At 68.0% G+C, this 17,728-nt stretch carries 15 protein-coding genes; 3 read left to right on the top strand and 12 right to left on the bottom strand.

What is annotated here, in order from left to right:
• Positions 1–64 precede the first annotated feature (64 nt).
• The 9 genes from rlmN to AC16DP_RS49320 all read right to left on the bottom strand — a co-directional run bounded on the left by rlmN (position 65) and on the right by AC16DP_RS49320 (position 10,317).
• The gene (gene rlmN / locus AC16DP_RS49360; protein WP_414640736.1) at positions 65–1,234 is read right to left on the bottom strand and encodes a dual-specificity RNA methyltransferase RlmN; all 1,170 of its coding nucleotides are present in this window, start codon (positions 1,232–1,234) and stop codon (positions 65–67) included.
• 171 nt (positions 1,235–1,405) lie between these two features.
• Positions 1,406–1,849: a nucleoside-diphosphate kinase gene (gene ndk / locus AC16DP_RS49355; protein WP_329729887.1), complete on the bottom strand. Its 444-nt coding sequence runs from the start codon at positions 1,847–1,849 to the stop codon at positions 1,406–1,408.
• A 36-nt stretch (positions 1,850–1,885) separates the two neighbouring features.
• Positions 1,886–2,788 (bottom strand): succinate--CoA ligase subunit alpha, encoded by a 903-nt coding sequence (gene sucD, locus AC16DP_RS49350; protein ID WP_329729886.1) that lies wholly within the window; start codon positions 2,786–2,788, stop codon positions 1,886–1,888.
• Between the two features lie 24 nt (positions 2,789–2,812).
• Positions 2,813–3,973, bottom strand: coding sequence for an ADP-forming succinate--CoA ligase subunit beta (gene sucC / locus AC16DP_RS49345; RefSeq protein ID WP_329729885.1), 1,161 nt, complete (start codon positions 3,971–3,973; stop codon positions 2,813–2,815).
• A gap of 224 nt (positions 3,974–4,197) precedes the next feature.
• Positions 4,198–5,028: a succinate dehydrogenase iron-sulfur subunit gene (gene sdhB / locus AC16DP_RS49340; protein WP_329729884.1), complete on the bottom strand. Its 831-nt coding sequence runs from the start codon at positions 5,026–5,028 to the stop codon at positions 4,198–4,200.
• A 21-nt stretch (positions 5,029–5,049) separates the two neighbouring features.
• Entirely contained in the window at positions 5,050–6,930 is a 1,881-nt protein-coding gene (gene sdhA / locus AC16DP_RS49335; RefSeq protein WP_329729883.1) for a succinate dehydrogenase flavoprotein subunit, read from the bottom strand.
• Between the two features lie 272 nt (positions 6,931–7,202).
• On the bottom strand, positions 7,203–8,144 hold the full coding sequence (gene mdh, locus AC16DP_RS49330; RefSeq protein WP_329729882.1) for a malate dehydrogenase: 942 nt from the start codon (positions 8,142–8,144) through the stop codon (positions 7,203–7,205).
• Between the two features lie 22 nt (positions 8,145–8,166).
• Positions 8,167–9,462, bottom strand: a complete 1,296-nt coding sequence (icd, locus tag AC16DP_RS49325) for an NADP-dependent isocitrate dehydrogenase (RefSeq protein WP_329729881.1) — start codon at positions 9,460–9,462, stop codon at positions 8,167–8,169.
• Positions 9,463–9,663: 201 nt separating this feature from the next.
• The gene (locus tag AC16DP_RS49320) at positions 9,664–10,317 is read right to left on the bottom strand and encodes a class I SAM-dependent methyltransferase (RefSeq protein WP_329729880.1); all 654 of its coding nucleotides are present in this window, start codon (positions 10,315–10,317) and stop codon (positions 9,664–9,666) included.
• Positions 10,318–10,412: 95 nt separating this feature from the next.
• Here AC16DP_RS49320 and AC16DP_RS49315 point away from each other — a divergent pair, with 95 nt between their 5' ends.
• Both AC16DP_RS49315 and AC16DP_RS49310 read left to right on the top strand, forming a co-directional pair.
• Positions 10,413–11,432, top strand: coding sequence for an Lnb N-terminal periplasmic domain-containing protein (locus AC16DP_RS49315; protein WP_329729879.1), 1,020 nt, complete (start codon positions 10,413–10,415; stop codon positions 11,430–11,432).
• Positions 11,433–11,760: 328 nt separating this feature from the next.
• Positions 11,761–13,434 carry a serine/threonine-protein kinase gene (locus tag AC16DP_RS49310; protein ID WP_329729878.1) on the top strand — a complete coding sequence of 558 codons (1,674 nt, stop codon included), beginning with the start codon at positions 11,761–11,763 and terminating at the stop codon, positions 13,432–13,434.
• Between the two features lie 19 nt (positions 13,435–13,453).
• On the opposite strand, the gene AC16DP_RS49305 is transcribed toward AC16DP_RS49310, so the two are convergent.
• Positions 13,454–14,608, bottom strand: a complete 1,155-nt coding sequence (locus tag AC16DP_RS49305) for a type IV pilus twitching motility protein PilT (protein WP_483957112.1) — start codon at positions 14,606–14,608, stop codon at positions 13,454–13,456.
• Positions 14,609–14,770: 162 nt separating this feature from the next.
• Here AC16DP_RS49305 and AC16DP_RS49300 point away from each other — a divergent pair, with 162 nt between their 5' ends.
• On the top strand, positions 14,771–15,130 hold the full coding sequence (locus AC16DP_RS49300) for an STAS/SEC14 domain-containing protein (protein WP_329729876.1): 360 nt from the start codon (positions 14,771–14,773) through the stop codon (positions 15,128–15,130).
• 1 nt (position 15,131) lies between these two features.
• On the opposite strand, the gene menE is transcribed toward AC16DP_RS49300, so the two are convergent.
• Together menE and menC are read right to left on the bottom strand one after the other, a co-directional pair.
• Complete coding sequence (gene menE, locus AC16DP_RS49295) at positions 15,132–16,574, bottom strand: o-succinylbenzoate--CoA ligase (protein ID WP_329729875.1); 1,443 nt, start codon at positions 16,572–16,574, stop codon at positions 15,132–15,134.
• Complete coding sequence (gene menC / locus AC16DP_RS49290) at positions 16,574–17,728, bottom strand: o-succinylbenzoate synthase (protein WP_329729874.1); 1,155 nt, start codon at positions 17,726–17,728, stop codon at positions 16,574–16,576. Before menC ends, menE begins: the two co-directional genes overlap by 1 nt.

The following is a 17,728-nucleotide window of genomic DNA, read 5'->3' as shown; positions in this document are numbered from 1 at the left end:
AAGGTGAGACAAGAAGGTGATCAGCTTGGAGGGGGGCGCTCTTAACGCCGCCACAAGCGGATTGTCAAGGAAGCTCGGGGTTTTGCGTCGATTCGGAGTCGTTTTCGCCACCCCGGTTGGCCAGCTGGCCACACGCTCCGGCGATATCACGGCCCCGGTTCTGCCGGATGAAGGCGGCCACGTGCCCGTTCGTGAGGAGCTCCCGGAAGCGCTCGGCGCGCTCGTCCATGGTCGTCTTGAAGCCCAGCCCCGGGTTCTCGTTGTAGGGGATGAGGTTGACCTTGGCGGGGATGTCCTTGAGCAGCTCGATGAGGCGGTAGGCGTCCTCGTCGCTGTCGTTGAAGTCCCGCAGGAGGACGTACTCGAAGGTGATGCGGCGGCCCTGGCGCAGGGGGAACTTGCGGCAGGCGTCGAGCAGCGCCGCGATGTTCCACTTGCGGTTGACGGGCATCGTCTTGGAGCGCTGCTCGTCCGTGCTCGCGTTGAGCGAGATGGCGAGCTTCACGTCCGTCTCCTGGCCGAAGCGCTCGATCATCGGCACCAGACCCACCGTGGACACGGTGATGTGGCGGTGGCTGAAGTTGGGCCCCTCCACCGACTGGAGGATGGAGAGCGCCGTCTTCAGGTTCTCGAAGTTGTGCAGGGGCTCGCCCATGCCCATGAAGACCAGGTTGGAGAGCGGGCGGTAGGTCTCCAGCTTCTCCAGCTTGCGCACCTCGCGGTTCACCGCGTGCACCTGGGCGACGATCTCCCCCGGGGTGAGGTTGCGCTTGAGGCCGAGCGTCCCCGTCATGCAGAAGCTGCACGCCATGGCGCAGCCCACCTGGGTGGACACGCACAGCGTCTTGCGGTCCTCGGAGGGCATGTAGACGGACTCGATGTAGCGGCCGTCCCGCGTCTTCCAGCGGTACTTGATGGTGCCATCCACCGAGCGCTGCTCGGCGTCCTTCACGAGGGGGACGATCTCCGCGCGCGTCTTGAGCTTCTCGCGCAGGGCCTTGGAGAGGTCCGTCATCTCGTCGAAGGAGGTGGCGCCGCGCTGGTGGATCCACCGGTACAGCTGGCCGGCCCGGAACGCACGCTCGCCCAGCTCCTCGGTGAAGAAGCGGGTGAGCCCCTCCAGGGTGAGGCTGGAGACCTCCGTGAGCTTCGCGGGCGCGGGGGCCGGCGTGGGCGCGGGGGTCGCCTGGAGCTCGGCGATCGCGGCGGGGATGTGGGAGGACTCGGGCTGCATCATGGTTCCAACGGGGGGAGTGTGGGGGTGACTTCCCACAAGATAGGACTCGGAGTCAAAGGAGGGCCCGTTCCCTCCCCTACCCTGCGCCGGACGTGGAAAAGACGGCGGCCCGGTCCCCGCGGAGGAGCGCGGGAGCCGGGCCGTGTCCCGGGCGCGAGGCCCTGCCAGCTACTTCTTGCTGGTGTACTCGTAGGGGGCGATCTCGGTCTCGCGGAAGAAGTACGCGATCTCGATCTTCGCGTTCTCCAGGCTGTCCGAGCCGTGCACCGTGTTCTGGTCGATGCTGGTGGCGAAGTCGCGGCGGATGGTGCCCGGGGCGGCATTGGCCGGGTTGGTGGCGCCCATGATGTCGCGGTTGGCCAGGACGGCGTTCTCACCCTCCAGCACCATCAGCACCACGGGGCCGGAGATCATGAAGTTGACCAGGTCCTTGAAGAAGGGACGCGCCTTGTGGACGGCGTAGAACCCCTCGGCCTGGGCCTGGGACAGGTGCTGCAGGCGGATGGCAACGGGCTTCAGGCCCTTCTCCTCGAAGCGGGAGATGATCTTGCCGATGACGCCCTTCTGGAGCCCGTCGGGCTTGATGATGGACAGCGTACGCTCGATGGCCATGGTTGATGGTCCTCGTCTGACGTGTGGGAGGTGGGACTAGCGGTTCTTCTTGGGAGCGCCGCGGCGGACGGCCTCCTGAAGCGTGGTGCCGAGCTCGGCGGGGCTGGCGGCCATGACGAAGCCAGCGGCCTCCATGGCCTTCATCTTCTCCGCGGCCGTGCCCTTGCCACCGGAGATGATGGCGCCGGCGTGGCCCATGCGCTTGCCCGGAGGAGCCGACTGGCCGGCGATGAAGCCGGCGATGGGCTTGGTGAACTCGCGCGCCACGTACTCGGCGCCGCGCTCCTCGGCGTCGCCGCCGATCTCGCCGATCATGATGACGGCGTCCGTCTCGGGGTCCGCGTTGAAGAGCTTCAGCACGTCCACGAAGTCCGTGCCGTTGACCGGGTCACCACCGATGCCCACGGCGGTGGACTGGCCCAGGCCCAGCTGGGTGAGCTGGTACACGGCCTCGTAGGTCAGCGTGCCCGAGCGCGACACCACGCCGATGCGGCCCGGCTTGTGGATGTGGCCCGGCATGATGCCGATCTTGCACCTGGCGCCCGGGGTGATGACGCCGGGGCAGTTGGGGCCGATCAGGCGAACGCCCGGCTTACCCTGCAGGTAGCGCTTGGCCTTGATCATGTCGTTGACGGGGATGCCCTCGGTGATGGCGATGATGAGGGAGATGCCCGCGTCGGCGGCCTCCATGATGGAGTCAGCCGCGAAGGGGGGCGGGACGAAGACGACCGAGGTGTTGGCGCCGGTCTGCTTCACCGCGTCGGCCACCGAGTTGAAGACGGGGACCTTGCCCTCGAAGTCGGTACCACCCTTGCCCGGCGTGACGCCAGCGACCAGCTTCGTGCCGTACTCCAACATCTGCTTGGAGTGGAACGAGCCCGCCGAGCCGGTGATGCCCTGGCAGAGGACCTTCGTGTTCTCGTTGACGAGGATGCTCATGGATTGAACCTTTCTCTGCCTGGACTACTTCAGCGCCGCGACGGCCTTTTCGGCGGCCTGGCGGAGGTTGTCGGCGGGGGTGATGGCGAGGCCGGAGTTGCGCAGCAGCTCCTTGCCCTTCTCCACGTTGGTGCCCTCGAGCCGCACCACGAGCGGAACCTTGAGCTGCACTTCCTTGGCCGCCGCGATGATGCCCTCGGCGATCACGTCGCACTTCATGATGCCGCCGAAGATGTTGACGAGCACCGCCTTCACGGCCGGGTCGGCGAGGATCAGCTTGAAGGCCGCCGTCACCTTCTCCTTGCTCGCGCCACCGCCCACGTCGAGGAAGTTGGCCGGCTGACCGCCCACCAGCTTGATGGTGTCCATGGTGGCCATGGCCAGACCCGCACCGTTCACCATGCAGCCGATGTTGCCCTCGAGCGCGATGTAGGCCAGGTCCCACTCCTTGGCCTGGGTCTCGCGCGGCTCCTCCTCGGCGACGTCACGGTACTCGAGCAGATCCTTGTGCCGGTAGAGCGCGTTCTCGTCGAAGGTCACCTTCGCGTCGAGCGCCACCACGCCGCCATCCTTGAGGATGACCAGCGGGTTGATCTCCACCAGGGCGGCGTCCGTCTCCATGTACATGCGGTAGAGCGCGGAGCAGAACTGGACGAACTTGTTCACCGTGGGACCGGTGAGGCCCAGGCCGAAGGCCAGCTTGCGGCCCTGGAAGTCCTGGAAGCCCACGGCGGGATCCACCGACTCGCGGAGGATCTTCTCGGGGCTGTGCGCGGCCACTTCCTCGATCTCCACGCCGCCCTCACGGGAGGCCATGAAGGTGACGCGCGAGGTGGCGCGATCCAGCGTCACGCCGAGGTACAGCTCCTGACCGATGGCCAGGCCCTCCTCGATGTAGACCTTGTGGACCGTCTGGCCCTCGGGCCCGGTCTGGATCGTCTTGAGCTTCATGCCCAGCATCTGCTTGGCCAGGTCCTTGGCCTCGGCGGGGCTCTTGGCGAGCTTCACGCCGCCGCCCTTGCCACGGCCACCGGCGTGGATCTGGGCCTTCACGACGACCACCGGCGTGCCCAGCTCCTTGGCGGCCGCCTCGGCCTCGTTGGGCGAGAGCGCGAGAATGCCGCGCGGCGTGGGAACGCCGTACTTCCGGAAGATTTCCTTGCCCTGGTACTCGTGGATCTTCATCGAGGCTCCGGGTGACGCGAGTGATGCGAGAGACTGGCACCCGGAAGCGAGCCCCCGGGGCGGAACGGCGCGGCTGCCTCTCTCGCGCAGAATGGCCCGCTTGGCAAGGCCCTACTGTCAAGGGCCAATCAGACGGACCAGAAAGAACCGAGGCCCCGGACCGGCGGGGAACAGCCGGACGCGGGGCCTCGTGAAAACGGTGGTGTAACGGAAGCGGCCCTGCCCTACCCCGGACCGCCCGCGGACGTCTTCTCGCCGCCGAGGTCGAAGAAGATGTCCTTGATGACCTGCTTGGTCACCTCGCGGTTCATCACCGCGATGGAGGTGGTGAGGGGGATCTCCTTGGGGCACACCTTCACGCAGTTCTGCGCCTTGCCGCAGTCCTGGATGCCGCCCGGACCCATGAGACCCCGGACGCGCTCCTCACCGTTCATCTTGCCGGTGGGGTTCATGTTGAAGAGCCGGGCCTGGCTGATGGCGGCGGCGCCGACGAAGTCGTTGTCGAGCGTCACCTGCGGGCACGCCTCGAGGCAGCTGCCGCACGTGATGCACGTGGACAGCTTGTACATCACCGTGTGGTCCGCCTGGGACTGGCGCGGGCCGGGGCCGAGGTTGTGCGTGCCGTCGATGTTGATCCACGCCTTGACGCGCTTGAGCGCCTCGAACATGCGGTCGCGCTTGACGGCCAGGTCGCGGGCGACCGGGAACTTCTTCATCGGCTCCAGGGTGATGATGGGCTCCCCGTCCCCGATGATGCGGTCGATCAGCGCCGAGCAGGCCATGCGGACCCGCCCGTTGATGTTCATGGCGCAGCTGCCGCACACCTCCTCGAGGCACGCGGCGTCATAGATGGCCGGAGCCACCTTCCGCCCGTCGGTGGTGACCGGGTTGCGCTGGATCTCCATGAGGCAGGAGATGACGTTCGCGCCCTTGCCATACGGGACGCGGAACTCGTCGAAGTGACCCGGCGCATCCGGGCCGTCCTGCCGCCAGATGCGGAAGGTGACGTGCTTCGTGGTGGTACTGACAGGCGCCTGCACGGTCGCGTTGTCCATGTCGTTCCCTCCGTCCCTTCCTTAGGCGTACCAGCGCGGCTCGGGATCGAGCACGGGCGTGGGGATGTCCTGATAGGTGATCTGCGGGCCCTCGGCCGAGTAAGCAGCCATGGTCGTCTTGGCCCACTTCTCGTGGCGCTTCTTCCAGAGCGCCATCCACTCGGGATCCTTCGTCGGATCCTTCACCTTGGGCTCGGGCAGCGAGAACTCCGGCTTGTAGTGGGCGCCGCGGCTCTCGTCGCGCTGCAACGCGCTCTTGGCGATCACCTCGGCCAGCTCGAACATGTTCCAGAGCTGGTTGACGTAGGAGATGCTCCGGTTGGCCACGTTGCCCGTGTCCAGCGCGTTGATGTTCTTCCAGCGCGCCTTGAAGTCGCGGATCTTCTCCACCGTCTTCTTGAGCCGATCGTTGTAGCGGACGACGGTGCAGTTCTCCGTCATCAGATCGCCGAGCTCCTTGGTGAGCCCGTACGCGTTCTCCGTGCCATTCATCGCCTTGATGGTGGCGAAGCGGTCCTGCCAGTACTTCTGCGCGTCGGCGAAGTACTTCTGGTTGTCCGCGTCGGTGGCGCTCTTGGACTGGCTCTTGGCGAAGGCCACCATGGCCGGGCCGCCGATCATGCCGCTGTAGATGCAGGAGAGCAGCGAGTTGGCGCCCAGGCGGTTCGCGCCATGGTAGGCGTAGTCCGCCTCGCCCGCGGCATACAGGCCGGGGATGTTGGTGGACTGGTTGACGGGGCTGCCCACCAGCGGTGTCTGCGTCTGGGGATCCGCCTCGAACTGCACGTACAGGCCACCCATGGAGTAGTGCATGCCCGGGAAGATCTTCATGGGCACGTAGCGCGGGTCATCGCCCACGAACTTCTCGTAGATCTCCATCACGCCGCCCAGCTTGGCGGTGAGCACGTGGGCCGGGATGTGCGTGACGTCCAGGTACACGGCGTCGCCGCCGCCCAGGCCGAGGCCCATCTCGCGGCACACCGTGAAGATCTCCCGGGTGGCCACGTCGCGCGGCACCAGGTTCTTGTACTTGGGGTACTTCTCCTCGAGGAAGTAGAAGCGCTCGCTCTCGGGGATGTCCTTGGGGTCGCGCGTGTCGCCCTTCTTCTTGGGCACCCAGACGCGGCCACCCTCGCCACGCACCGACTCGCTCATCAGGCGCAGCTTGTCCTCACCCGGAATGGAGGTGGGGTGCACCTGGATGAACTCGCCGTTGGAGTAGATGGCGCCCTCCATGTAGGCGCGGCCGGCGGCGGTACCGGTGTTGATGATGGAGTTGGTGGAGCGCCCGAAGACGATGCCCGGGCCACCCGTGGCGAGACACACGGCCTCGGCCGGGAAGGTGCGGACCTCGTTGGTGCGCAGGTCCATGGCCACGCTGCCGATGACGCGGCCCGTGCCGTCCTTCACCGTGCCCAGCCACTCCCAGTACTCGTACTTGGTGACGCGCCCCTCGGACTCCCAGCGGCGCACCTGCTCGTCCAGCGCGTACAGCAGCTGCTGGCCGGTGGTGGCGCCCGCGAAGGCCGTGCGGTGGTGCAGCGTGCCGCCGAACCGCCGGAAGTCCAGCAGACCCTCGGACGTGCGGTTGAACGTCACACCCATGCGGTCGAGCAGGTAGATGATGCCCGGCGCCGCGTGGCACATGCCCTTGACGGAGATCTGCTCGGCCAGGAAGTCGCCGCCGCGCAGCGTGTCCTTCACGTGGATGTCCGGAGAGTCACCCTCACCCTTCGTGTTCACCGCGCCGTTGATACCGCCCTGGGCGCAGACCGAGTGGGAACGCTTCACCGGCACGAGGGACAGGATGTCGACCTGGTGGCCGGCCTCGGCAAGCTTGATGGTGGTCATCAGCCCGGCGAGTCCGCCGCCCACCACCGTGAACCGCGCTGCTGCTGCCATGCTGCGTCTCCTTGGTGACCGGAGGACCAGACGCCTCTGGGGGGCAGGGCCAGCGCCGCGACTCCGCGAGCGCGACGCTCGGACCTCCGGTGCGAATGCTACCGGCTAGTTAACTGGTGAATTCAGCGAGCCGCAAAGATTACTGGAGCGGGGGGATAAGCCCGTTCCATCTCCGGCATCAGCCCCGCTCGTGGGGGAGTGAGGGTCGTCACGCCCTACCTGGGGGAAGACCCTCACCCCGGCCCTCTCCCAGGGGGAGAGGGGGATGCTGACTAGAGCTTCACTTCGCCGACGGTCTTCTTCACCGACTCGAAGGACTTGTTCATCTCGGCCTTCTCGGCGTCGTTGAGCTGCACCTCGACGATCTTCTCCACGCCGCCCGCGCCGATCTGCGTGGGGACGCCGAAGAAGTAGCCGTTGATGCCGTACTGCCCCTCGAGCAGGGCGGCGGCCGGCAGCACGCGCTTGCGGTCGAGCAGGTAGCTCTCCGCCATGGCGATGGAGCTGGAGGCGGGAGCGAAGTAGGCGCTGCCCGTCTTGTAGAGGTTCACCAGCTCGGCGCCGCCCTTGCGGGTGCGGTCGATGATGGCGTTCAGCTTGTCCGCGGGGATCAGCTGGGTGAGGGGCACGCCGCCCACGGTGCTGTGGCGGACCAGCGGCACCATGTCGTCGCCGTGGCCGCCGAGCACCAGGGCCTCCACGTCACGGATGGAGCAGTTGAGCGCCTCGGCCACGAAGCACTTGAAGCGGCTGGTGTCCAGCACGCCCGCCATGCCGACGACCATGTTCTTGGGCAGACCGGCGATCTTGTGGAGCGCGAACACCATCGCGTCCAGCGGGTTGGCCACGTTGATGACGAAGGCGTTGGGGCAGTGCTGCTTGATGTTGCCCGCCACGTCCTTCATGATCTTCAGGTTGACCTCGAGCAGGTCCTCGCGGCTCATGCCCGGCTTGCGGGGCACGCCGGCCGTGATGATCACCACGTCCGAGCCGGCCACGTCCTTCCAGTCGGTGGAGCCGGTCACGCGGCAGTCATAGCCGTCCACGGCGGACAGCTGGTTGATGTCCAGGGCCTTGCCCTTGACCAGACCCTCGGCCACGGGGATGTCGTAGAGGACGACGTCGCCGAGCTGCTTCTGCACCGCGAGCAGGGCCAGGTTGCCGCCGATCTGACCGCCGCCGATGAGACCAATCTTCTTCTTGGTGTGAGCCATGTGGGGTGTCTCCTCGTGACGACTACATGTTCTTGATGATGGCCTGGCCGAACTCCGAGCACTTCACCTCGGTGACGGTGCCCTGGCCCTCCTGGCGCATCAGGCGGGCGAAGTCGTAGGTGACCGTCTTGTTCGCGATGGCCTTGTCCATGCCCTGGATGATCAGGTCGGCGGCCTCGTTCCAGCCCATGTGGCGCAGCATCATCTCGCCGGAGAGGATGACCGAGCCCGGGTTCACCTTGTCCAGGTCCGCGTACTTGGGCGCGGTGCCGTGGGTGGCCTCGAAGACGGCGTGGCCGGTGACGTAGTTGATGTTGCCGCCCGGCGCGATGCCGATGCCGCCCACCTGCGCGGCCAGCGCGTCCGAGAGGTAGTCACCGTTGAGGTTCAGCGTGGCGATCACGTCGAACTCGTCCGGACGCGTCAGCACCTGCTGCAGGGTGATGTCCGCGATGGAGTCCTTGATGATGATCTTCCCGGCGGAGACCGCGGCCTTCTGCTCGGCGTTGGCGGCGTCCTCGCTCTTGGCGGCCTTGGTGGCCTCCCACTGATCCCAGGTGTAGACCTTGTCACCGAACTCGCGCACCGCCAGGTCGTAGCCCCACTTGCGGAAGGCGCCCTCGGTGAACTTCATGATGTTGCCCTTGTGCACGATCGTCACGCTCTTGCGCTTGTGCGTGATGGCGTACTCGATCGCGGCGCGCACCAGGCGCTCCGTGCCTTCCTTCGACACGGGCTTGATGCCGATGCCCACGCCCTCGGGGAAGCGGATCTTGCCGGCGTCCTTCGGGAACTCCTTCTTCAGGAACTCGAGGAACTTCGCGGCCTGGGGGCTGCCGGCCTCGAACTCGATACCGGCGTAGATGTCCTCGGTGTTCTCCCGGAAGATGGTCATGTCGACCTTCTCGGGGGTCTTCACCGGGCTGGGCACGCCCTTGAAGTAGCGGACGGGACGCAGGCAGACGTACAGGTCCAGCATCTGGCGCAGCGCGACGTTCAGCGAGCGGATGCCACCGCCCACCGGCGTGGTCAGCGGGCCCTTGATGCCCACCAGGTACTCGCGGAACGCGGTGACCGTCTCGTCCGGCAGCCAGTTGTTGACCGTCTTGAAGGCCTTCTCGCCGGCCAGCACCTCGAACCAGGAGATCTTCTTCTTGCCCTTGTAGGCCTTCTCCACCGCCGCATCGAAGACGGCCTGCGAGGCGCGCCAGATGTCGCGGCCAGTGCCGTCACCCTCGATGTAGGGGACGATGGGGTGATCCGGCACCGTCAGCTTGCCGTTCTGCAGGGTGATCTTCTCGCCGCTCGGAGGGGCCATGAACGAAGCTCCTGACACTTGGGATGGGTGTGACCTTGTGGGCGGCGGATGCTTTGCAACACTGGCCCCCCGCGTCAAGGACGTTCGGTTGCCCTCCGTGCGGCCTGACTTATCGGATCCAATCCCGGACAGCGCTGCGTCTCGACTGTCCTGAGTTCGTGGCCCTGTTTCCGGCCCTACCTCGGAAGACACCCCGCCCGCTCAGCGCCGCTCCACGTCCCACCAGCCAAAGTGCATCGTCCGCTGCTCCAGCAGCTGCACCCAGCCGGGCGCGTGCCCGTAGGTTCGCGGCAGGAGGTCCGCGGCCTCGAGGGCCCTCGCCGTCTCCGCGAAGGACCAGAAGTACAGCGTCACCTCCTGGTCCGCCGTCTGGATCCGGCGCCGGGCCTCCTCGTGCCCCTCCAGCCACGGACGCCGTTCGAGCACCGTGAAGAGCAGGCGCCCTCCTGGCCTCAGCGCCTCGGACACGTGGCCCAGGGTTCTCGCCAGGTCGTCGCAGAAGTCGAGGCACCCCACCGCCAGCGCCACGTCGAAACGGCCGAGTTCTGCGGGCACCGGCTCCCGATAGCTGTGTACCCGGTACTCGCCAGACGGCCGACCCTCGCGCGCACGCTCGAGCATCTCGGGTGAGAGATCCAACCCCACGACCTCTACGGTCGGCGCCAACTCCCGCGTCAGCTGGCCTGGACCGCATCCCACATCGAGCACCCGGCGGCCCGGTGACACCGTCTCCCCGAGGAACCGCTCCACCCTCCCCTCGTACCGGTGCAGCACGGGGAAGAAGGCCTCGTAGGCTCCGGCGATCTCTCCGTAGATACGCCGGACTCCCTGCTCCTGTTCGTCGGTGGTTGGCATCTCGCGCGCGAGCGTAGACCCTCACCCCTCCCCTCTCCCAGAGGGCGAGGGAGTTACGCGAATCGAGCGGTCATGACCGATACTCCCGGCCGTTCATGCGACTTCTCTCCCTCGCCGGTCCGCTCGTCCTCCTCGCCCTCGGCATGGCGTGGCTCGTCCCCGCCGTCCTCCTCACCGGCGGCGGTCCCCAGGGCATCCCCTGGTGGCGGTACGTTGTGCTCCTCTTGCTCGTCCTGGCCGTGGGTCTCGCCTGGCTCCTGGGCTCCCGGGGGATCGCGCTCGGGATACTCGCCGTGCTCTGCGCCGCCGTGTTCGTCTGGACGCGCACCGTGCGGCCCTCGCTCACCCGCGACTGGGCTCCGGATCTCGTCCGCACCGCCCGCGCCGAGGTCCAGGGCTCCCTCGTCACCCTCCACGACATCCGGAACTTCCGCTACCGCAGCACCACCGACTGGGACGCCTCCTGGTACTCCGCCACCTACGACACCCGGGACCTCGTCCGCGCCTGGTTCATCGTCGAGCCCTTCTCCGGCTTCGAGGGCGCCGCCCACACCATGGTCAGCTTCGAGTTCTCCGGCGATCGCTTCGTCTCCTTCTCCGTGGAGATCCGCCGCGAACACGGGGAGACGTACTCGGTCCTCGGCGGCCTGTTCCGCCAGTACGAGCTCATCTACGTCGTCGGCGACGAGCGCGACCTCATCCAGCTGCGCAGCAACCACCGCCGCGATGACGTCTACCTCTACCCCGTCCGCGCCTCCCAGGAGCGCACCGTCGCCTTCTTCCTCGACATGGTGCAGCGCATGCGCGACCTCCAGGCCCGGCCCGAGTTCTACAACTCGTTCACCAACAACTGCACCACCAACCTCGTGCGGCACCTCGAGAAGGTCAGCGAGACCAACGTCCCCTACGATCACCGCACCCTGCTGCCCGCCTACTCCGACTCGCTCGCCCTCGCGCTCGGGTTGATCGACTCCGACGTGGGCCTCGCCGAGACGCGCGAGCGCCATCGCATCAACACGCTCGCCCTCGCCGCCCAGGACCGCGACGACTTCCCGCTGCGCATCCGCGGGCGGACCCCGGCCGCGACTCCCGCCGCCGCGGCCTCGGGCCCCTGATCCACTTCGCACCCCGGCTCACCGCAGGCGGGTCAGCACCGCTCCCTCGGGTCCGAAGTTCCTCCACACCGCCACGTAGAGCTCCTGAAGTTCCGTGGGGCTCAGCCCTTCGCTCATCTCTCCCCGCTTGGACACGCGAGCCGGTGAGGATGGGACATCGTTTTTTTCGTGCCCGCATGTCCGCTCACCATGTGGCCCTGCGAGCCGCTCCATGCCCTTCCCATCCACGAGCGCACAGGCCTACTTCCCAGGTCTGGTGGACACTGTCGGAATGTTGAATACTCCGGGAGCCATGCAACAAGTAGTTTCCCAGAATACCTCTGGTTCGATGGGCTCCCAGCTCCTCGCCGACTACCTGCGCGAGGATGGCGCCGCGCGCGAGGCCGATGTCGCCCGCTTCATCTGCTCCGCCGCGGCGTGCTTCGTGCTCGCCACCCTCCTGCTCGGACCCGCCATCGGCTGGCCCCGCGCCCTCGCCGTGGCCAGCATGGCCGCGGCCTACGGTGTCTATTACGGCGTCCTCTCCCGGGTGCTCCAGCGCGGGTGGTTCCATCCCGCCATCTGCTGGTTCAACGTCAGCCTGGAGATCTTCGTGGGTGTCTTCGAGTTCCTGCTCGACCTGCACTTCGAGAACGCCGAGCAGGCCCTCACCAACCCCACCTCGCTCCTGTGGGGCGCGTTCATCATCCTCGCGTCCATGCGCTCCAACCGGAGGCTGGCCATCTTCGCCGGAGCCCTCGCCGCCACCGCGTCCCTGCTCCTGTACTGGCTGCTGGCCTGGCCCCGGCTGCAGGCCCCCGTGCCCCTGATGCTGTCTCCGCCGCTCATCACCCTGCGCGCCCTGTACCTGCTGCTCACCGGCTGTGTCGCGGCGCTCGTGGCCAACCACCTGCTGCGCAAGGCCGAGGAGGCGCTGCGGGCCGTGCGCGCCCGGGATCTGCTCGGCAAGTACTTCCTCCACGAGCGGCTGGGCGTGGGCGGCATGGCCGAGGTCTTCCGCGCCACCTACAGCCCCGAGGGCGGCTTCGAGAAGCGCGTGGCCCTCAAGCGCATCCTCCCGAGCCATGCCGGGGATCCCCACTTCGTCACCCTCTTCCGGCGCGAGGCCGAGCTGGGCTCGCTGCTGCACCACCCCAACATCGTCCAGGTGCTCGACGTGGGCCGCTTCGGCGACACCTGCTTCATGGCCATGGAGTTCATCGAGGGCGTGTCATTGCGCGAGCTGCTCCGCGCCCGAGGCCCCCTCCCCCTGGCCGCGGTGACGTACCTGGGCGCCGAGCTCGCCGCCGGGCTCGACTACGTCCACCACCGCACCGCGAGCGATGGCACGCCGCTCAACCTCGTGCACCGGGACATCAACCCGCCCAACATCCTCCTGTCCCGCATCGGCGAGGTGAAGCTGGGGGACTTCGGCATCGCCCGCGCGGCCCACCACGTCTCGCTCACGCTCGCGGGCCGGGTCGTCGGCAAGCCCGGGTACATGGCCCCGGAACAGGCCCGCGCCGAGCCGTTCGACGCCCGCGCGGATCTGTTCGCGCTCGGCCTCACCTTGTACGAGGCCCTCACCGGCCGCCGCGTCATCCCCTGCGAGGCGCGTCAGGATCCCCGCTGGGGCTTCACTCCGAAGCTCTTCCCTCCTCCGTCCGCCTTCCGCCCGGAGGTGTGTCCGCTCCTGGATGCCATCGTCCTGGAGCTGCTCCAGTGGGATCCGCGCGAGCGCACTCCGGGGGCCCTGCGGCTGCGGGAGCAGCTGTGCTCGCTGACCGACGAGGCCGCGCCCTATCCCCAGGGCCAGGCCCTGCTCGCCCGCGCCGTCCACGAGGCGCTCGCCAGCAGGCCCGCGGAGCCCGCCGTCACGCAGATGCCCCAGGAGTCCGCGCCGCGGGGAGTCCGGCCGCGGCCCCCGGGTCCGGTGCCGGCGAGGAACCTGGCCCAGACACGGCTCGACTTCCGGCCGTCCCGCCCCGTCCCCGCCGTCGCGGGCGATCGCACGCGACGCTGAGGGACAGAGCCCTCCGCGCTCACTCGAACTCGAGCGCCCGCTGGAAGTCCGCCGGGTTGGTGGCCGCGCTCTGCGCCGTCTCCAGGGTGATCTCCCCCTGCTTGTAGAGGTAGCTCAGGTGCTGATCGAAGGACTGCATGCCGAACATGTCCCGGCCCTTCTCGATCACGTCCTTGAGCTCGTTGGCCCGGTCCTCGCGGATGTACTGCTCCACCGACTTGGTCTGGACCATGATCTCCAGCGCCACGGTGCGCCCCTTGCCGTCCGCCTTCGGCAGCAGCCGCTGCGAGATGGTCGCCTTGAGGCTGTCCGCCAGGCGCATGCGCACCATCGACTGCTCCTCGGCGGGGAACACCGAGATGAGCCGGTTGATGGTTCGCGACGCGTCCGTCGTGTGCACCGTGGAGAGCACCAGGTGCCCCGTCTCCGAGGCCTTGAGCGCGATGTCGATCGTCTCCGTGTCGCGCATCTCGCCCACGAGGATGACGTCCGGATCCTGGCGCAGCGCGGCGCGCAGGGCGATGGCGAAGTTCTCCGTGTCCGGGCCGATCTCCCGCTGCGAGATGGAGGACTTGATGTTCTTGTAGATGAACTCGACCGGGTCCTCGATGGTGAGGATGTGCAGGTTCTCGGTGCGGTTGATCTGATCGATCATCGCCGCGAGCGTGGAGCTCTTGCCCGAGCCCGTGGCTCCCGTCACCAGCACGAGGCCACGATCGTTGGCGGCGATCGTCTTGAGCACCTGCGGCAGCCCCAGCCCGTCGATGGTGGGGATCTCATCCGGGATGATGCGCAGGATGCACGCGAGCGTGCCCCGCTGCCGGTAGATGTTCACCCGGAAGCGCGCCACCCCGGGCAACCCGTAGGAGGTGTCGTACTCCTGCAGGCTGTCGAGCTGGGTCTTCGTCAGCGGATCGCTGATGATGTGGAGCGCGACCTGTTTGGTGTGGTCCGGATGGAGCTTCTCCATCTTCAGCGGTCGCAGCACTCCATTGACCCGGTAGATGGGAGGATCGCCCGGCCGGAAGTGGATGTCCGAAGCGCCATTCTGCACGCCGACCGTGAGCAGCTTGTTGAGCGTTGCCTGATCCACTGGGGAATGACCTCTCTCGTCGGCCGGGGATTCTAGGCAAGCCCTCCGGCCCCGCCAAGAAGATGACGGGGATTCCCCCACACTTCCGCCCCCTTGCCCCCTTCTCTGTTTTTCACCAGGCCGTCACACCTGGGGCATCTGGCACGCGGTAGGAATTCCGAGTAGGACATTGCCCCGTTCTCCGGCTCCGTTCAGGCGAGGCTCACCCTGTTCCAGGTCAAGGTCGATCAGTCGAACACGCTCGTGGAAGTCACCCTGGAAGGGTCCATCCGCGCGGAGGAGATGCAGCAGTTCGTCGAGCAGGCCGTGAGCGCCGTGAAGTCGCTCGCGGAGGGCGGGCGCATCGTCAGGGCCCTGGCCGACCTGCGCCACCTGAAGACCACCTCGCCCGAGGCGGCGGAGCTCCTGCGCCAGGGCCAGGAGGCCGCGATGCGGGCCGGCATGCGGCGCATCGCCGAGGTCGTCGGCAGCGAGCTCACCGCCCTCCAGCTCAACCGCATCGCCCGCGGCAGCGGCATGGACCGCATCCTCCGCCGCTTCCCTGGCGAGCCGGAGGCCCGCTCCTGGCTCCTCGCGGCCGACGACGCGCTCGACGCCGCGTGACTCAGGCCCCCCGGGCCCGCTCGCGCAGCACCGTCCGCTCCACCTTGCCCATGGCGTTGCGCGGCAACGCCTCGATTCCCAGGAAGCGCGCCGGTACCTTGAAGCCCGCCAGCGACTCGCGGCACCAGGCTCCCAGCTCCTCCGGCACGGGCAGCCCGTCGCGGGTGGCCACGAACGCCACCGGAACCTCGCCCCAGCGCTCGTCCGGCACGCCCACCACCGCCGCCTCCTGCACCGCCGGGTGCGCCGCCAGCACCGCCTCCAGCTCCGCCGGGTAGATGTTCTCCCCTCCCCGGACGATCAGGTCCGTCCTCCTCGACAGCACCGTCAGCCGGCCCCGCTCGTCCAGCACCCCCACGTCCTTCGTCCTCAGCCAGCCGTCCCGGAATGCCTCGCGCGTGGCCTCGGGCCGGTTCAGGTAGCCCGCCATCACCGTGGGGCCGCGGACCTCGATGTCCCCTTCTCGCCCTGACGCCAGGGGCTCGCCTCCGGGCCCCACGATGCGCACCTGCAACCCCGGGAGGGGACGGCCCGCGGTACGCCCGTCCGCCTCGTCCGGGCTCTCCGTGGTCACCTGCGCGCAGGCCTCCGTCAGCCCGTAGGTCTGGAGCCCCTGGATTCCCGCCGCCCTCGCTCGGGCCAACAGTGGCGCGGAGACAGGGCCTCCGCCAATCAGGGCACACCGGAACGTGGCCGGGACGGGGCGATCCTTCCGCGCCTCCAGCACCCGCTCCAGGGTGGTGGCCACGAAGCTCGCGTGCGTGACGCCTTCCTCGTCGATCGCCCGGTTGGTGTCCTCCGCGTCGAAGCGCTCCCTCAGCACCAGGCAGCCTCCGTCGTACGCGGTGCGCGTGAGCATCCCCAGGCCCCCCACGTGGAAGAGTGGCAAAGTGCCCAGCCAGTGCGGCGCCGGGTGGGAGCCCAGGTTCGCCTCGGACGCCCGCGCCGAGGCCCGGAAGTTCCCCTCCGTCAGCACCGCCCCCTTCGGCCGGCCCGTCGTCCCCGAGGTGAAGAGGATGACTCGGGGGGTCTGTGCCTCCTGTGGCGCGCAGTCGGGCACGGGGGTGGTCACCGTGTCCGTGAAGGTCTCGAGGGGCTCGGCTCCCGGGAGGCGCTCCGCCAGTCCCGTGAGCGCCAGGGTGAGCCTCGGGGACACGTCCTCGCGCAGGGGCTGGAGCTCCGCTCGCGTGAGCCTCGCGTTGAGCGGCGCCAGCACCGCTCCGATGCGTCCGAGTGCGAAGAAGAGTTGCGCCACCGCCGCGTGGTTCGTCGCGAGCAGCGCTACGCGATCTCCTGGTTTCACGCCCCGCGACTGGAGCGCGGCCACCCACCGGCCCACCTCGGTGTCCAGCTCACGGTACGTCCACCGGTGGTTCGCGAAGGTGAGCGCTGGCGCCTCCGGCCTCGTATCGGCGCCGGTTCGGATGGGGCACGTCCACTGCATCAGTTCACTCCCTGGCCCGGTGTCCGCAGAAGCTGGATCCGGCCTCGCACCGGGCGGAATGGATGGTTCCCGGGCTCGTCCTTGAAGAGGTGTCCCACCCCGAGCCCCGATGCGTACCTCCCCGAGGGCAACGCCGCCGCCAGGTGCGCCGCTCCCGCTCTCGCGATCACCCCGTCCAGCGAGCTCGTCACGTAGGAGCCCATGCCTCTGCTCGCCGCCTCTCGCGCCAGCTTCAGTGTGGGGAGCAAGCCGCCCAGTACCATCGGCTTGAGCACCAGGATCTTCACTGTGCTGGGGTGGTTCAGGATGTGCCTCGTGGCCTCGGGGAGGCACAGGGATTCGTCTGCAGCCAGTGGGCAGGGAGTGTGCTCGCTGAGGCGCGCCAGGGCCTCGGTGTTCTCCGGCGCCACCGGTTGCTCGCATAGCTCGAGGTCGTAGCGGCTCAGGGCTTCGAGCGCGGCTCTCGCCTCTGGCTCCGTCCAGGCCCCGTTCGCGTCCACTCGCAGGCGGATGGTGTTTCCCACCTCGCTTCGCACGGCGGACAGTCTTGCCACGTCCTCCGCCAGGGGGCGCCCGGCGACTTTGATCTTCAGCGTTTCGTAGCCCTCCGACACCGCCCGGAGCGCCTCTTCCGCGAGATTCCGCGGCGATGTGGCTCCCAGGAGCGCGTTGACGTGGAGGTCTGTTCTTGCGTCCACCGAGAGCAATTGGCTCAGGGGGAGACCCCGGCGCTGGGACTCGAGATCCAGGAGCGCTTGTTCCACGGCGTGTCTCGCCGCGGGTACCCGGGTGGGAAATCCCTCACCCCAGCCCTCTCCCAGAGGGAGAGGGAGCAGACACGGATCCAACCTGGGAGCCGTGGCACCCTCACCCCGTCCCTCTCCCGGCGGGCGAGGGGTTATTGGGCTCGGTGTGGCGATGTTGGTGACAGTGCGCACCTTCGCCAACAGCTCGTTCAGGGTCCGCTCGCAGTCGCTCGGCGACTCCGTGCCGAACTCCTCCAGCGGCATCGCCTCCCCCTGCCCGACCCTCCCCTCCTCGTCCTCCAACCGCACCACGAAACCCTCTCGCGCCTCGTAGGTGCCCCTCGCCGTCCTCAGCGGGTTCACCATCTCCAGGCGCAGCGCGTGGAGGGCCGTCTTCGTGATGCGCAT

Source organism: Archangium sp. (genome assembly GCF_057119385.1).
This window is presented reverse-complemented; position numbering and strand designations above follow the sequence as displayed.

What these genes read in the sequence shown, in the direction of transcription:
- rlmN (WP_414640736.1), bottom strand. Translation starts at nt 1,234, where the DNA reads ATGCAGCCCGAGTCCTCCCACATCCCCGCCGCGATCGCCGAGCTCCAG.
- ndk (WP_329729887.1), bottom strand. Translation starts at nt 1,849, where the DNA reads ATGGCCATCGAGCGTACGCTGTCCATCATCAAGCCCGACGGGCTCCAG.
- sucD (WP_329729886.1), bottom strand. Translation starts at nt 2,788, where the DNA reads ATGAGCATCCTCGTCAACGAGAACACGAAGGTCCTCTGCCAGGGCATC.
- sucC (WP_329729885.1), bottom strand. Translation starts at nt 3,973, where the DNA reads ATGAAGATCCACGAGTACCAGGGCAAGGAAATCTTCCGGAAGTACGGC.
- sdhB (WP_329729884.1), bottom strand. Translation starts at nt 5,028, where the DNA reads ATGGACAACGCGACCGTGCAGGCGCCTGTCAGTACCACCACGAAGCAC.
- sdhA (WP_329729883.1), bottom strand. Translation starts at nt 6,930, where the DNA reads ATGGCAGCAGCAGCGCGGTTCACGGTGGTGGGCGGCGGACTCGCCGGG.
- mdh (WP_329729882.1), bottom strand. Translation starts at nt 8,144, where the DNA reads ATGGCTCACACCAAGAAGAAGATTGGTCTCATCGGCGGCGGTCAGATC.
- icd (WP_329729881.1), bottom strand. Translation starts at nt 9,462, where the DNA reads ATGGCCCCTCCGAGCGGCGAGAAGATCACCCTGCAGAACGGCAAGCTG.
- AC16DP_RS49320 (WP_329729880.1), bottom strand. Translation starts at nt 10,317, where the DNA reads ATGCCAACCACCGACGAACAGGAGCAGGGAGTCCGGCGTATCTACGGA.
- AC16DP_RS49315 (WP_329729879.1), top strand. Translation starts at nt 10,413, where the DNA reads ATGCGACTTCTCTCCCTCGCCGGTCCGCTCGTCCTCCTCGCCCTCGGC.
- AC16DP_RS49310 (WP_329729878.1), top strand. Translation starts at nt 11,761, where the DNA reads ATGGGCTCCCAGCTCCTCGCCGACTACCTGCGCGAGGATGGCGCCGCG.
- menE (WP_329729875.1), bottom strand. Translation starts at nt 16,574, where the DNA reads ATGCAGTGGACGTGCCCCATCCGAACCGGCGCCGATACGAGGCCGGAG.
- menC (WP_329729874.1), bottom strand. Translation starts at nt 17,728, where the DNA reads ATGCGCATCACGAAGACGGCCCTCCACGCGCTGCGCCTGGAGATGGTG.